We start from the raw sequence: 14,531 nt of genomic DNA, 5'->3' as shown, positions 1-14,531 counted from the left end.
CACCCTCAACCTGGCCACCGCCATCGTGGTCAACCGGCGTGACGGTCGCCGGCGCGTCATACTGCGAGGTGTAGGCGTCCGCCGCCGCCGACCGCGTTGCGGACAGAGCCGACCCGGCGGAGCTCGCGATGGCCTCTACACCTGACCCCACCACGGTCGAGACGTTGACCGAGTTCGCCCAAGCCCTTGATGAACTGCGAGCGAGCCGCTCTTACACCGAACTGGACAAGGCGGTGAGACCGGACAAGCTGCCGTCGAGCACTCTCAACAATCTGCTGTCCGGCGCGACGCTGCCGACGCAGGAGACGTTGGAGCGGTACCTGCGTGCGTGCGGGGTGCCGCGCGAGCAGCGTTCGGCCTGGTACGCCGCCAGGCAGCGAATAGCCTCGAGCGCTCCTCAGGGACTGCCGGACACCGTGCGCGTGGCCCATGCCGATCAGCGCCGACTTGGCGTGCACGCCGCGATCAAGGTAGATGGCGCGCCCGGTGACCTGCCCACTTACGTTGCCCGTGATGTGGACGCCGGCCAACGACCGACCGCAGGTATCGGGGTGCACGCTCCCTTCAGGAAGCAGTGGCGGAACTTCAGAAGGGGGCGGGCAACTCCTTTGATCCGCAGATCGTCGAGGCATTCGTGAGCGCCCTCCAAAACCATCAAGCAAGCTCGTAGGTCCACCCGGAGGAGAGGGAGGAGGACACCGCCGTCCGTATGGGGAAATATCGGCTTTCATGGTTCGGCTTGACTGTTGATCACAGGTGCACGAGATTGTTCGCGTCTTTTCGGACCATCCAAGGAACCCAATGAAGCGAACCATCGTCGGCTTCGCCGTGGTCGCGGGCCTGATGCAGCTCACCGCCACCCCGGCGCAGGCAGCACCCAGGGTCGACCCGGTCAAGGCGCTCAAGGCCGAGCTGACGCGCGGCAAGGCCGTCAACGTCGTGTCCACCGTGAAGGTGAACTACGGTCGCGGCCTGTCCATCAGTGTCGACATGGACGGCACGATCGGGTTCGGCCCCCAGGGCGAGATCGCCTCCGATCTGTCCCAGACCATGCGGTACAGCAAGAAACTGATGAGCATCTCGAAAGAGGACGACGCCGCCCTGTGGCAGACGCCCCTCAGAATGATCTCTTCGGCGTATGACGACTACGTATCAGGCCCCCTGGTGGATGACGCGCTGCCTCAGGGGACGAGGTGGGTGCGTTACCGGGATACTGATCTGCCGGCCAGCGACCTGGTGCTCGAGGTCCTGGAGCCCGCCACGCTCAAGGCCCTCCTGGCACACCGCACGTCCTGGCGGGACGGAGTGCTGAAAGGGACGATCAAGACCGACAGGCTGGCCAAGGTGTCCCCCTCCTTCGTCTCGCACTTCGGAAGTCGCTCGAAGAGCGGGCGCGTCGGCAAGGTCTCCTACACCATCCGGCTGGGCTCGACCGGCCTGGTGGAGCGGCTGTCGGCCATCGCCGTGCTGCCCTTCTACGACGGCTCCATCCGGATCGACTCGGACACCCGCTACTCCGCGTGGGGGCGCCAGGTCACCGTACTCCTGCCCCTGAACGGCGATGTGATCGACAGGAAAGAGCTCGGGGAGAAGCTGCCGGACGTGGTGCCCGGCATCTGGCGCTGACCGGACGGAAAGAGTCGCCCAGGCGGTGGGCCGCCTGGGCGAACTGGGGACGGCTTCGGTCAGGGGATGATGACGTGGAAGCCGGTGTCGCGGGCGCCGGCGGCGGTACCGGTGCCGACGAACACGTCGCGGGAGTCCCCGCAGGGGACGCTGCCGTCGGGGCGGACGAAGATACTGGAGTCCCAGGGCGCGCCCGTCCACTGGCTGGTGGCGACCGGGACGGTGTTCATGGCGTTGATGTCGGCGTCGAGCCGGATGCAGTACTGACCGACGGCGATCCTGCGGACGGCGGTGACGCCCTTGGAGCGGACGACGGAGCCGTTGGCGTTGACGACGGCGGCGGCGCGGACGCCCGGGCCGGAGGCGCCGCCGAGATCCGCCAGTGCCGGGAGGGCGAAGGCGCCGAGCGCGCCGGCGCAGGTGGTCAGGGTCACGGCCATGGCCATGGTGGTCTTCTTGACGCGAGGCATGCTGGCTCTCTTCCGAGTAAGGGACTGTACGGGACAGGCTTCTCATCGGGCCGGGCGATGAGCTGCCGGCCGTTCCAAAGCCAGCACTCACTGTAGTTTTTTCGCTACATAGAGTGACTGCGGCGACACGTAAAGATGAAGTCTTCTCACGCTGGACCGCGCCCGCCGGATCAGCGCGGCCTGGTGAGTGACCACAAGGATGCCGCCATGAGGAGAGCGGTCAGCCCGCCGCAGATCATCACGGTGGAGACCGTGAAGGCGTCGACGATGCCGCCGCCGACGAGCGCGCCGAGGGCGAAAGTCGCCTGGAACGAGGAGGTGAAGAGGATCGTGGCGCCTTCCGGCGTTCGGGGAGCGGAGTCGAGGAACCACGCTTGGGAACAGATGGGCACGCCGCCGTAGGCCAGACCCCACAGCACCAGCAGTACGACCGCGCCGACGGCTGTGGTGCCGGCCACGGGCAGCATCAGGGTGGTGAGCGCGATCAAGCAGCCGGTGACCACGAAGGCGCCGCGCAGGCTTATGGCGATGGCTTTGCCCGCCAGGAAGTTGCCGGCGATTCCGGCGACGCCGTACGCCAGGAGCGCCGCGCTGATGGCCGTGGGGGACAGGTGCGTGATGTGCTGGAGGAAGGGCGTGATGTAGGTGTAGGTGCCGAAGTGCGCAAGGACGATGAGGAAGGTGGCCAGCAAGGCGATCTTCGTGCCCCGTTCGCGTAGCAGGTCGAGCAGGACGCGGGGGCTGGTGACCTGGTGGGCGGGCAGCGGTGGCAGCAGCGCCAGCAGGGCGATCAGGACGAGGATCGCCAGCGCGGCCAGGGTGAGGAAGGCGGTTCGCCAGCCGGCGAGGTGGCCGATGAAGGTCCCGGCCGGCACACCGAGTACGGAGCCCAGCGGCACGGCGGAGAAGATCAGGGCGGTGGCGGTGCCGACTGACGGCGGCGGCACCAGGCGGGCGGCCAGTCCGGCCCCGATCGACCAGAAGCCGCCGATGGTGAGGCCGACGAGCGCTCTGGAGATCAGCATGATCCAGTAGGACCCGGCCACGGCCGCCAGTACGTCGGCGATGGCGAGTACCGCCATGAGGGCGCAGAGCATGGCCCGCCGGTCCATACGGGCGGTGGCCAGCGTGACGGCGGGCGCGGCGATCGCGGCGACGATGCCGGGCAGGGTCATGGTCAGCCCGGCGATGCCGTCGGACAGGCCGAAGTCGGCACCGATGGTGGTCAACAGGCCGATGGGCAGGATTTCACTGGTGACGATCGCGAAGATGCCCAGCGTGAGCGAGGCGACCGCCAGCCAGTCGATGAGTGGTGAGCGTGGCCGGATGGGCGTGATCGTGGACATGGTTCCCGTTCAGCCGGAGGCGTGGAGTAGGGCAACCAGCCAAGCAGTGACGGAGCAGCGGGCACCGGCGTGTTTCAGACCACACCATCGTCAGGCAGACCGGCGGGCGGGCCGCCAGCCGGGGCGGGGGACGCTCGCGCGCAGCAGCCGCGTGTACGGGTGCTCGGGCGCGTCGAGCACCCGGCCGGTCGGCCCGCGTTCGACGATCACGCCGTGCCGCATCACGACGACGTCGTCGGTGACCTGGCGGACCACGGCGAGGTCGTGGCTGATGAACAGGTAGGCCACACCGGTACGTTCACGTACGTCCGCCAGCACGTTGAGCACCTGCGCCTGGATGGAGACGTCGAGCGCGGCGACGGACTCGTCGAGAATGAGGATCCGCGGCTCGGCGGCGAGTGCCCGGGCGATGGCCACCCGCTGGCGCTGCCCGCCGGACAGCCGCGACGGGAGCGCCGCCAGCTGGCGTTCGTCGAGCCCGACGAGGTCGGCGAGCTCCGCCACCCTGGCGCGCCGCCGCCTTCGATCGAGCCGGGTGTGCAACCGCAGGACCTCCTCCACCGCGACGGCGGGACTCTGGCGGGGGTCGAGGCTGGAGTACGGATCCTGGAAGACGATCTGGACCTCGCCGCCGCGGTCCCGGCGTTCCCGCGCAGAGCGGGCCGGCTGGGAACGGTCGCGCCCGCAGGCGGTGACGCGCCCGGCCGTCGGCCGTTCGAGGCCCACGATCATGCGGGCCACGGTGGTCTTGCCGGATCCCGACTCGCCGACGATGGCCAGCGCGCCTGCCAGGGGGAGCGAGAAGCTCACATCCCGTACGGCGGTCGCGTCCCCGAAGTCCTTGCGGAGCCCCTCGACCTCGAGGATCGCGTCAGTCATGTGACACCGCCAGCTCCTCGGCTCGTACGCAGGCCACCTGGCCGCCATCCAGGGGGCGAAGGGCCGGTCGTTCGTCGTGGCAGCGTTGCCGTACGTGCGGGCACCGGGTGCTGAACGGGCAGCCGTCCGACGCCTCGAACGCCGACAGCGGCCGGCCCGGTGTGGTCACCAGGCGCTCGGCCCGCCGCTCCAGGGAGGGACGAGCGGCGGCCAGCGCCGCCGTGTAGGGGTGCAGCGCATGGTCGTGCAGCAGCGCCGACGCGCGGACCTCCATGACACGGCCCGCGTACATCACCGCCGTCCGGTCGCAGACGGCCGCCGCGAGTTCGAGGTCGTGGGTGATGAACAGCATGGCCAGCCCGCGTTCGCGGCGCAGTTCGTCGAGGATGGCCATCACCTCGGCCTGTGTGGTGACGTCGAGCGCGGTGGTGGGCTCGTCGGCCAGCAGCAGGCGCGGCTCGGTGAGGAGCGCGGCGGCGATCATGACGCGCTGCAGCAAGCCTCCGGAGAGCTCGTGCGGGTACTGCCGCAACCGTCGCGGGCCGTCCGCCACGCCCACCTCGTCGAGGACGCGGATCGCGCGGCCCTCGGCCTCCCGCCGGGAAACCCGCTGGTTGACGCGTAGCGCCTCGGTCAGGAAGTCGCCCACCGTACGTACCGGGTTGATGTGGGCGCGCGGGTCCTGGAAGACCATGGACACGCTGGAGCGAAGGTCGCGCAGCGTCTGCCCGCGCAGCGATCGGACGTCGTTCCCGCGGAAGCGGATCGTCCCCTCGACGAGCGCGCCCGGAGGGAGCAGTCGCACGATCGAGCGGGCGGTCATGGATTTTCCCGACCCCGATTCGCCGACCAGGCCGACCGCCTCCCCGGCGGCGATGCTCAGCGACACGTCGTTGAGAACCGTCCGCGGTTCGCCGTCGAGCGGCAGCCGCACCGTCAGGCCGCTGATGTCGATCAGGTCGCTCACGCGGCACCTCCTCGCCTGGGCCGCCACCAGCGCGACGGGCCGAACGTCCCGCCCTGCCCGGAGCCGTCGGACAGCCGTTCGCCGAGCACGTTGAACGCCACGACCAGGACGACGATGCAGCCGCCCGCCAGTAACGACTCGGCCGGGTACCCCTGGAGGACACCGGACTGCCCGCCGGCGACCATGACGCCCCAGTCGGCGTCGGGCGGCCGCACGCCGAGGCCGAAGTACGACACGATGGCCAGATCCACCATGGCGTAGCCGAAGAAGAGCGTGGCTTGGGCGGCGATGAGCGGTATGAGGTTGGGCACGAGGTGGCGCAGGCAGATCGCCACCGCCCCCAATCCCTGCACCTCCAGCGCCTGGACGTAGGCCTTGCGGCGCTCGGCCAGGGCCGCGCTGCGCAGCAGCCGGGCGATGTACGGGACGTAGGCCACGGACAGCGCGAGTACCGCCGCGCTCAGGCCCGGACCGAAGATGGCGGCGACGAGCATCGCGAGCAGGACTCCCGGGAAGGCGAACACCACGTCGAGGGCCGCCGACACGACGGAGTCCAGCCATCCTCCGATCCAGGCGGCCGCGATCGCGATGATCGTTCCTGCCGTCATGCTCAGTGCGACGACCCAGAGGGGGCCGAGCAGCGAGGTTCGCGAGCCGGTCAGCAGGCGGGCCAGAAGATCACGTCCCTGGCCGTCGTACCCGAGCGGGTGTCCCGCCCCGGGGGCGGCGTAGGCGCTGGCGAAGTCGCTGGCGTTCGGGTCGGCGGACGACAGCGCCGGTCCGAGTGCCGAGAGGGCGACCGCCGCGACGATCACGATGGCGGCCGTCGTGCCGAGCGGCCCGAACCTGCTCGGGCGGCTTCTCCCCAGGAGCGCGATGACCGCGGTCATGCTCGCCTCCCCAGCTTGATCCGGGGGTCGAGGACCGCTGCCATGACGTCGACCAGGGTGTTGACGAGGACGAACGACGTGACGAGTACGAGCGAGATGCCTTGCACGACGGCGAAGTCCTTGGACAGCGCGGCACTGACAAGGTACGAGCCCAGGCCGTTGAGGCTGAAGGCGCGTTCCACCACCGCCGCCAGCGCGATCATCGAGGCCACCGTCATGCCGGCCAGCGTGCTGATCGGGACGGCGGCGTTGCGCAGGGCATGGCGCCGTACCACGGCCCGGTAGGGAATGCCGCGGCTGACCGCCGTCTGCACATGCTCGCGGCCCAGCTCCGCGCGCACGGTGGTCCGGGTCACCCGGGCGACGGCCGCGGTGGAGGCCGCTGCCAGGGCGAAGGCCGGAAGCGTGAGGTGGCGGATACCGTCCCACAGCCCGGAGCCGTTGCCGAGCGCCGGCAGCCACCGCAGGTTCACGGCGAAGATCCCGATGAGCACGATCGCGGCGACGAAGGGCGGAACGGCCACCACCACCGCTGTCGACATCACCACGAGGGAATCCACGATCCCTGGCCGCAGCGCCGCCAGCAGCCCGAGCGACACGCCTGCGAGCAGCACGATCAGGGCCGCGTAGAGGATCAGGGCGATGGTCGTCCCGGAGCGGGAGCCGATGAGCTCCGACACGTCCTGCCGGAGAGCGATCGACATGCCCAGGTCGCCCCGGACGGCGTTGCCCAGCCAGGCGGCGTACTGCACGAGGAACGGCTCGTCCAGGTGATAGCGCTGCACGAGGAGCGCGACGCTCTCCGGCGGCAGCGAGCGGCCGCCCGAGAGGGTGGCCAGCGGATTGCCCGGTGCGACCGACAGCCCGGCGAACACCACGAAGCTCGACACGAGCAGTGTCGCCGCCAGCATGATCACCCGCCGCATGAGGTAAGCGGCCATGCGCCTAGCCCACCGCCCCGAGCTTGCCGGCCCACGGCGCGAACAGGTGCTGAGAGGACACCGTGGCGCCGGTGAGCTTGGCATTGAGCACGAGGACCGTGTCGGGGGCGACGATCGGTATCCACGGCAGGTCCGCGGTCACGATCTTCTGCGCCTGTACGGTGCTCTCGGCCCGCTGCCGGGTGTCCTCGGTGCCGCGGGCTCGTTCGAGCAGGTCGGCCACCGCCGGGTTGCGGTAGTGGCCGTAGTCCTGCGGGCCGCCCGGCAGAGACAGGGTCGCGTAGAGGGCTCCGGGATCGGCCCAGTTGGGGTAGTTGGTGGTGAAGAACCCGTCCACGTCGGCGCGGGCCTTCGCATCCAGGAAGAACCCGCTGTAGGCGTCGGTGGACACCGCCTTCAGCCGGGCCTTGAGGCCGATCTTCTCGGCCGCCGTCCTGAAGAGGTTGGCCTCGGTGGCGAGCTTGTTGAGCTCGTTGCTCATGCCGAACGTCACGGTCTTGCCGGTCGCGCCCGCCTCCTGGACGAGCCTGCGCGCGGTCTCCAGGTCGGTCTTGGGGTCGGGCAGGGCGTCCCAGGCGGACTGGAAGGTCTGCTGCTCGTACCCCCAGGTGCCGGGGGTGCCGAGGGCGCGAGCCGGCCGGGCGCTGTCCTTGTACAGGGTCTTGATGTACGCCTCGCGGTCGATGGCCAGCGACAGGGCGCGGCGGACGCGTACGTCGGAGAGCGTCCCCCTGCCCACGTCGGCGACGATCAGCGCGTCGATGAGGTACGACGGGCCGTGGTAGACCTTCACCGTCCCGCTAGCGCGGATCTGCTCCATCGTCGACAGCGGCAGTTCGAGGTAGGCGCCGTCCACTTCTCCGGTGAGCAGTGCCGCGGTCAGCGTGGCTTCGTCGGGGATGCCCTTGAAGTCGATCTGCCGCACCAGCGGGGACTCCGCGCGGTTCCAGTAGCCGTCGTTGCGTACGACGGACAGCACGTCGCCGGTGCGCCACTGGCCGAGTTCGAAGGAGCCGGTGCACATGGCACCGCCCTTCACCGTGCCGTAGTCCTTGCCCTTGGCCTCGACGTAGCTCTTCGAGACCACCATGCCCGGCATGTACGACAGGACGTTGCGCAGCCAGTAGTCCGCCCGCTTCAGCTTCAGGGTGACCTCCAGCGGGCCGGTGGCCTCGACCGAGGTCACGCGGTTCAGGACGGGCACCCAGTAGCCGCCGCCCTTGGGGTCGCGGTTGCGCTCGATGCTGAAGGCGACGTCTTCGGCGGTCATGGGGGAGCCGTCCCAGAACGTCACGCCTTTGCGGAGCGTCAGGACGGCGGTCTTCGGGTCGGGGAAGTCCAGCCGCGTCGCGAGGCCGGGCTCCACCGACCCGTCCGGCGCCTGGCGGAACAGCGACTCGCACAGGAGGCTCGTCACGGTGATCTCGGGATAGTCGCCCGCGGTGATCGGGTCGATCGAGGTGGTGCCCCGGTAGAGCGCCCAGGTGACCTTGTCGACCTGCCCGACCCCGGCGGGGGTCGTCGTGACGAGCTCCCGTTGGGGCGTGCTCCCCGGAGCCGCCGTGCCCGCGACGCCGCCGCCGTCCCGGTAGCAGCCCGAGGTGACCATCACCAGCGCCACCACTCCGGTGGCGATACTCCGCTTCCGCCAGCCTTGCATCTGAAACCGCCCATCGTGCCAAGGGTGTACCGCTGCCCCTCAGTTCTTAAGTAGTCGAACGATCGCTCAAATAACGGTCAGCGTCAAGGCATGTTTCTGGTTGGTGCTCTCAGAGCGCGATGGTCTTCAGGGGCTTGGTGGCCATCCGGCGTGGCCCTGCGGACCAGTAGCAGGACAACGGCGGCGGTGATCAGGGCGCTGGTTCCGCTGAGCAGGAAGATCTGGTCGAGGCCGGCGACGAAGGCGGATCGCACCGTGTGGCCGGCCGCGTCGTGGACCGTTGTGGCCAGGCCGTCCAGGACGGTGTCCGCCTGGCCACCGGTGACCGCGGCGGTCGCCGGGTCCAGGTCGGGGAAGTAGCCGCTGCCGGCCAGCACGGGCCGGACCGCGCCGGCCATCGCGGTGGTCATGATCGGGATGCCCAGCGCGAAGCCGAACTGGCGCAGGGTGTTCACCGCGGCACCGGCCATGCCGGCCTTGCCGGGCGGGACGGCGGCGGCAGCGGCCGCCGCCAGCGTCGGTGAGGAGATCCCGACCCCGGCCCCGGTCACGAGCAGTCCCGGCAGCAGCGCCGTCCACTCCGAGTCGCCGGTCACGAGCATGTCCAACAGCCCGCCGGCGCCGATGAGCAGCAACCCGATCCCGATGGGCCACTGAGGGGCGATGGTGTTCATGAATCGCCCGGCGAAACCGGACACCACGAACGCCATGGCGCCCAGAGGCGTCAGCACCAGTCCGGCCGCGACCGGGTCGAAGCGCAGCACCGACTGCGCCCAGATCGACACGAAGACGAGGTTGGCGAACGCGGACGCGCTGAGGATCAACGCGCCCAGCATGAGAGCGGCGAAAGACGGGGTACGGGCCAATGCCAGGTCCAGCATGGGATTGCGCCGGCGGCGCTCGACGAGCACGAACGCCACCAGCGCGGCGGCGGTCGCCGCGAAGAGCGCGACGGGGACCGGGGCCGTCCAGCCGTCGTCGCCGACCCGGATCAGCCCGAAGATCAACAGTGTCGCGGCCAGAGTGAAGGTGATGGCGCCGGGCACGTCGACGCGTCCGCCGACCGGGTTCTTCGACTCGGCCACATGACGCCGGGCGATCACCCATGCGAGCGCCGCGACGGGCAGGTTGACGAGGAAGATGGACCGCCACCCGATGTGCTGGGTGAGCAGCCCGCCCAGGATCGGCCCGGCGGCGGCCGAGATGCCGTTGACCGCTCCCCAGATGCCGAACGCCACGCTTCTGTCGCGGCCGCTGTAGGTTCCGGCGAGCAGCGCGATGTTGGTCGAGAGCATCGCGGCGGCGCCGAGCCCCTGAACGCCGCGGGCGACGACAAGGAGACCGCTGGTGGGCGCCAGGCCGCAGGCGAGCGACGCCCCGGCGAAGACGACCAGGCCGACGAGGTAGACCCGGCGCCTGCCGACGAGGTCGGAGGCGGAGCCGGCCGCCATGAGCAGGGCCGCCAGCACCAGAACGTACAGATCGACCGTCCACTGCAGGGCCGAAAGCGATGAGTGCAAGCTGGTCGTCATGGCCGGTACGGCCACGCTGACGATGGTGATGTCGACCAGCAACATGAGCGTGGCCAGACAGACGGTCAGGAGAGGAAACCATTTCCGCATCGATGGCTCCGAATGATGGAAGACGGCCCCGGAACGGTTTGCGTCGTTCGCGGGCTACGCGGACGAGACTTCCCGATACCGACTGCCACCGACGCGGAATCTGCGGCATGCGGCGTTTTCTGACAGGCGGCTACCATTCCGTGGTGGATCCACTCACTCTTGACGACCTCGACCGGCAGCTGGTGCACGCCCTGCAGATCGACGGCCGTGCCCCGTTCAGCCGGATCGCCGCCGTGCTGGGCGCGTCCGATCGGACCCTCGCCCGCCGTTATCGCCGGCTGCGTTCGGCGGGAGTGCTCCGTGTGGTCGGTCTGCCCCAGGTTCGGCCGTTGGGGCATGTCGACTGGTTCGTGCGCATCCGGTGCACGCCCGATGCCGTCACCACGGTCGCGGCGGCGCTGGCCCGCCGCGAGGACACCTCCTGGGTCACGCTCACCTCCGGCGCCACCGAGGTCACCTGCATCATCCGCGCCCACATCAGGTCCGATCAGGACAACGTGCTGTTGCCGAAGCTGCCCCGTACGGCACGGATCACCGCGGTCACCGCGCACTGCCTGCTGCGCGCGGTCGCCGGCACGAGCGGCTGGCCCGGCCGTACCAGCGCCCTGAACCCCCAGCAGATCGAGACCCTCAGCCCTCAGCCACCCACTCTGAACGGCCACATGGAGCTGACCGAGGCCGACCAGCGGCTCCTGCCCGTGCTGGCCGCGGACGGGCGCGCCGGCTACCCGGCGCTGGCCGCCGCCACCGGATGGTCCGAGTCCACCGTCCGCCGCCGCCTGGACGAACTGCGCCGCAACGACGTGCTCTACTTCGAGGTCGAGATCGACCCCATGCTGTTCGGGTACGCCACCGAGGCCGTGCTGTGGCTGACCGTCGCCCCCTCCGAGCTGACCGAGGTGGCCCAGGCGCTGGCCGGCCACCCCGAGATCGCCTTCGCGGCGGCCACCACCGGCGATCCCAACATGATCGCCTTCACGGTGTGCGCCGACCCCGATGCCCTGTACGACTACCTCGCCACCCGTATCGGCGCCTTGCCCGGAGTCCTGAAGGTGGAGACCGCGCTGATCGCCCGCCACATCAAACGCGCCGGCGCCCGCCTCCTGCCGATGTCCCGCTGATCGCCGGCCACTGCCCCGACCGCCGTCAGTGCTTCCGATCCCACTAATTGCCTGGTATTAGTTATTACATAGATATTGCAATAACTAATCAACCGCATGGGAGACAGCGATGGGCCAGTACGCCCTTCCGGACATGCCGTACGACTACGCGGCGCTGGAGCCGGCCATCACCGGGGAGATCCTGGAGCTGCACCACGCCAAGCACCACGCCGCCTACGTCAAGGGCGCCAACGACACCCTGGAGAAGCTGTCCGATGCCCGCGACAAGGGTGAGTTCGGCGGCCTCGTCGGGCTGGAGAAGACCTTCGCCTTCAACCTGTCCGGCCACGTACTGCACACGATCTTCTGGCAGAACCTGTCCCCGGACGGCGGTGACCGCCCCGACGGCGCCCTCGGCGAGGCGATCAACGAGCACTTCGGCTCCTTCGACGCCTTCGCCAAGCAGCTCACCACAGCCACCGCGACCGTGCAGGGGTCGGGCTGGGGCGTGCTGGCATGGGAGCCGCTGGGCCGCCGCCTGGTGATCGAGCAGATCTACGACCACCACGGCAACGTCGGCATGAACACCACCCCGCTGCTCGTCTTCGACGCCTGGGAGCACGCCTACTATCTGCAGTACCGCAATGTCAGGCCCGACTACGTCGAGAAGCTCTGGGGCCTGATCAACTGGAACGACGTCATCGCCCGCTTCGAAGCGGCCAAGGGCGTCTGACCCTCATGACCGCGGTGTCCGTCCACCAGCCCATGCTTGGTCCGCCGGGCCGGGCGGGCGCCGCCTGGCCCGAGATCCGCCTCTTTCAGGGCGGTGCACCGGTTCCTGGCGGCCGTGGCCGACGTCGGCGGCCAGGTCTTCACCCGCCCACACCTCGGGCGGCCACCAGCACGCCGCCACCGCCGCGATCAGTGCCGACCGGGTCGCCCAGGTGGCGGCGAGCAAGGGTCTGTCCGGCCCGCTGGAGATCGTCTGGCCGACGGAGGCCGGCAGTCCCTACCTGGTGAATCAGATCCTGCTCATGGGGGTGGCCGCCGGGCTCATCACGCTGATCGTGCTGGGCTCGACGTCCTTCTGGGACGGCGCTCCCAGGTCGTCAGGTCACGTTAGCGGCCACGCTTCTCGCAATAGTATTGCTATTGCAAGAAATGTGCAGCAAGCTGACGTGGTCCTAACGTTCGCGGCACGCGGAGCCCCTCGATGCCTCACCTGATGCCGGATGCCGGACCGCAGCGTGTCCTCGCGGTCTCCAACTTCGTCTACACCCTTGGCAGCGGCCTCTACCTGACCGCCGGGGTGCTGTATTTCACCGAGGGGGTCCACCTTCAGGCCGGCCAGGTGGGTCTGGGGCTCGGCATCGCCGGTCTCGTCTCGCTGGCCTTGGGCATCGCCGTAGGTCATCTCGCGGACAAGTACGGAGCACGCGGCGTGTACGCGGTCACGCTCGTCGTCCAGGCTCTGGCGACGGCCGGGTTCGTGCTGGCGGACAGCTTCTGGCCGTTCCTCCTTGCCGTGTGCACGGCCACGGGGGCGAAGGCGGCCGGGCTGGCGGCACGCAGTCCGCTCATCCGGCACTACGGTGGCGACCGGCCCCAGGAGTTCCGCGCGTATCTCCGCGCCGTCACCAACGTCGGTGTCTCCTTCGGTGCCCATGCTGGCCGGCTGGGCCGTCCAGGTCGACACTCTCATGGCGTACCGGTTGCTCGTGGTCGGCAATGCCGTCGCCTTCGCCGCTTCCGCGATCATCCTGGTCCGCCTGCCGCCGGTCCCGCCCGGACCCGTCGTCCGGGGGCCTCGCTGGATCGCCCTGCGGGATCGGCCCTACCTGCTGCTCACCGGGCTCGACGGCATCATGGCCGTCCAGTTCAAGGTGCTGACCGTGGCCATACCACTGTGGCTGGTGGGAGCCACCGCCGCACCGCGCTGGCTCGTGTCGGGGACCATGCTGATCAGCACCGTCATGGTGGTCGCGCTCCAGGTACGAGCCAGCCGCGGCATCGATTCCCCGGTGGCCGGCGGGGGCGCCTATCGCCGAGCGGGCGTGGCCTTCCTCATCTCCTGCTCGCTGGTCCCGTTGTCCGCCGGCCTGCCGGGATGGGCCGCGGCGGCGCTGCTCATCGCCGCCGTGGTGATCCATACGGTCGGCGAGCTGTGGCACTCCGCCGCGGGCTTCGAGGTGTCCTTCGCCCTCGCGCCGGCGCACGCCACCGGCCAGTACCTGGGCGTGTTCGGCCTGGGCGCCGGGCTGGCCGAGGGTCTCGGCCCCGCCCTGCTCATCGCGCTCTGCATCACATGGGGTGCCCCTGGCTGGTACGTCGTCGGCGGGCTGTTCGCCCTGACAGGCCTGGCGGCACCACTCGCCGTCCGCTGGGCGGAGCGACAGCGGCACAGCCGCCCTCCACATGCCACGACCGGGTCATTGAGCAGCCCCTGACGGCTGCCGGCCACGACCGCGATCGAGGGATCAGCTTGGAGACAGGAACACGACGACGTCCGTCTCGTTGCCCGGCAGGGGTTCGGGCTCCTGCCAGCCGATGCGGCGGTAGAAGGCGAGCGTGTCGTGCGCCTGGCTCCAGGCCAGCAGCCACGCCCGACCGCCGGGCGCGGTGGCGGTGAGGGCGGACAGCAGCCGCCGCCCTAGACCGGTGCCGCGGGCGTGTGACCGTACTCCCAGTTCGTCGACCTCGAAGGCGCCCACCAGCAGCTCGTTCACCCGGTCGGCGCCGAGCCGCCTGGTCACCTCCCCATAGGCGCGATCGGTGCGGAACGGGGCCTGGGTGATCCAGCCCGTGACGAAGCCATCTATCTCACCGTCGTCTGACATCGCCAGCATGGCCCGGAAACCGGGACGGTGCGCGTCCGACTCGAGCCGCTCCCGGAACGCCGCCCGGGTCGCCTCGGTCTCTCGGTGCTGCCAGGGCGGGGCGGTGAAGATCTCGACATATGCCTCGGTGAGCTCGTCGGCGACGACAAGGATGTCCAGCTCGAAGTGTCGCATGGCGAGCAAACTTATCCTC

Annotated in this window: 14 protein-coding genes and 1 pseudogene; 6 read left to right on the top strand and 9 right to left on the bottom strand. The window is 69.7% G+C overall.

Annotation, left to right across the window (positions count from 1 at the left end; translation table 11 throughout):
• Positions 1–164 precede the first annotated feature (164 nt).
• Positions 165–638 carry a helix-turn-helix transcriptional regulator gene (locus tag ACGFNP_RS44010; protein WP_358323737.1) on the top strand — a complete coding sequence of 158 codons (474 nt, stop codon included), beginning with the start codon at positions 165–167 and terminating at the stop codon, positions 636–638.
• 163 nt (positions 639–801) lie between these two features.
• The gene (locus ACGFNP_RS44005; RefSeq protein ID WP_393328920.1) at positions 802–1,626 is read left to right on the top strand and encodes a hypothetical protein; all 825 of its coding nucleotides are present in this window, start codon (positions 802–804) and stop codon (positions 1,624–1,626) included.
• Positions 1,627–1,685: 59 nt separating this feature from the next.
• On the opposite strand, the gene ACGFNP_RS44000 is transcribed toward ACGFNP_RS44005, so the two are convergent.
• The 8 genes from ACGFNP_RS44000 to ACGFNP_RS43965 form a co-directional block, all read right to left on the bottom strand.
• The gene (locus tag ACGFNP_RS44000; RefSeq protein ID WP_219528248.1) at positions 1,686–2,096 is read right to left on the bottom strand and encodes a hypothetical protein; all 411 of its coding nucleotides are present in this window, start codon (positions 2,094–2,096) and stop codon (positions 1,686–1,688) included.
• Positions 2,097–2,266: 170 nt separating this feature from the next.
• Positions 2,267–3,442 (bottom strand): MFS transporter, encoded by a 1,176-nt coding sequence (locus ACGFNP_RS43995; RefSeq protein ID WP_393328918.1) that lies wholly within the window; start codon positions 3,440–3,442, stop codon positions 2,267–2,269.
• A 90-nt stretch (positions 3,443–3,532) separates the two neighbouring features.
• Positions 3,533–4,321 carry an ABC transporter ATP-binding protein gene (locus ACGFNP_RS43990; RefSeq protein ID WP_393328916.1) on the bottom strand — a complete coding sequence of 263 codons (789 nt, stop codon included), beginning with the start codon at positions 4,319–4,321 and terminating at the stop codon, positions 3,533–3,535.
• Positions 4,314–5,288, bottom strand: coding sequence for an ABC transporter ATP-binding protein (locus tag ACGFNP_RS43985; protein ID WP_393328914.1), 975 nt, complete (start codon positions 5,286–5,288; stop codon positions 4,314–4,316). Before ACGFNP_RS43985 ends, ACGFNP_RS43990 begins: the two co-directional genes overlap by 8 nt.
• Complete coding sequence (locus ACGFNP_RS43980) at positions 5,285–6,178, bottom strand: ABC transporter permease (protein ID WP_393328912.1); 894 nt, start codon at positions 6,176–6,178, stop codon at positions 5,285–5,287. The genes ACGFNP_RS43985 and ACGFNP_RS43980 overlap by 4 nt, the downstream gene beginning before the upstream one ends.
• Positions 6,175–7,119, bottom strand: coding sequence for an ABC transporter permease (locus ACGFNP_RS43975; RefSeq protein WP_358323720.1), 945 nt, complete (start codon positions 7,117–7,119; stop codon positions 6,175–6,177). Before ACGFNP_RS43975 ends, ACGFNP_RS43980 begins: the two co-directional genes overlap by 4 nt.
• 4 nt (positions 7,120–7,123) lie before the next feature.
• A complete protein-coding gene (locus ACGFNP_RS43970; protein WP_393328910.1) occupies positions 7,124–8,779 on the bottom strand; it encodes an ABC transporter substrate-binding protein in 1,656 nt (551 codons plus the stop codon).
• Between the two features lie 83 nt (positions 8,780–8,862).
• Positions 8,863–10,401 carry an MFS transporter gene (locus ACGFNP_RS43965; RefSeq protein WP_393328907.1) on the bottom strand — a complete coding sequence of 513 codons (1,539 nt, stop codon included), beginning with the start codon at positions 10,399–10,401 and terminating at the stop codon, positions 8,863–8,865.
• Between the two features lie 143 nt (positions 10,402–10,544).
• Here ACGFNP_RS43965 and ACGFNP_RS43960 point away from each other — a divergent pair, with 143 nt between their 5' ends.
• The 4 genes and pseudogenes from ACGFNP_RS43960 to ACGFNP_RS43945 all read left to right on the top strand — a co-directional run bounded on the left by ACGFNP_RS43960 (position 10,545) and on the right by ACGFNP_RS43945 (position 13,948).
• Positions 10,545–11,522, top strand: a complete 978-nt coding sequence (locus ACGFNP_RS43960) for an Lrp/AsnC family transcriptional regulator (RefSeq protein WP_393328906.1) — start codon at positions 10,545–10,547, stop codon at positions 11,520–11,522.
• A 109-nt stretch (positions 11,523–11,631) separates the two neighbouring features.
• The gene (locus tag ACGFNP_RS43955) at positions 11,632–12,234 is read left to right on the top strand and encodes a superoxide dismutase (RefSeq protein ID WP_358323708.1); all 603 of its coding nucleotides are present in this window, start codon (positions 11,632–11,634) and stop codon (positions 12,232–12,234) included.
• Between the two features lie 480 nt (positions 12,235–12,714).
• A pseudogene (locus ACGFNP_RS43950) lies at positions 12,715–13,104 on the top strand (MFS transporter); the annotation flags it as partial.
• Between the two features lie 43 nt (positions 13,105–13,147).
• Complete coding sequence (locus ACGFNP_RS43945; protein ID WP_393328904.1) at positions 13,148–13,948, top strand: hypothetical protein; 801 nt, start codon at positions 13,148–13,150, stop codon at positions 13,946–13,948.
• A gap of 30 nt (positions 13,949–13,978) precedes the next feature.
• On the opposite strand, the gene ACGFNP_RS43940 is transcribed toward ACGFNP_RS43945, so the two are convergent.
• On the bottom strand, positions 13,979–14,512 hold the full coding sequence (locus ACGFNP_RS43940) for a GNAT family N-acetyltransferase (protein WP_358323701.1): 534 nt from the start codon (positions 14,510–14,512) through the stop codon (positions 13,979–13,981).
• Positions 14,513–14,531 lie beyond the last annotated feature (19 nt).

This window comes from Nonomuraea sp. NPDC049269, assembly GCF_043197155.1.
In the GTDB taxonomy this organism is placed as follows: domain Bacteria; phylum Actinomycetota; class Actinomycetes; order Streptosporangiales; family Streptosporangiaceae; genus Nonomuraea.
This window is presented reverse-complemented; position numbering and strand designations above follow the sequence as displayed.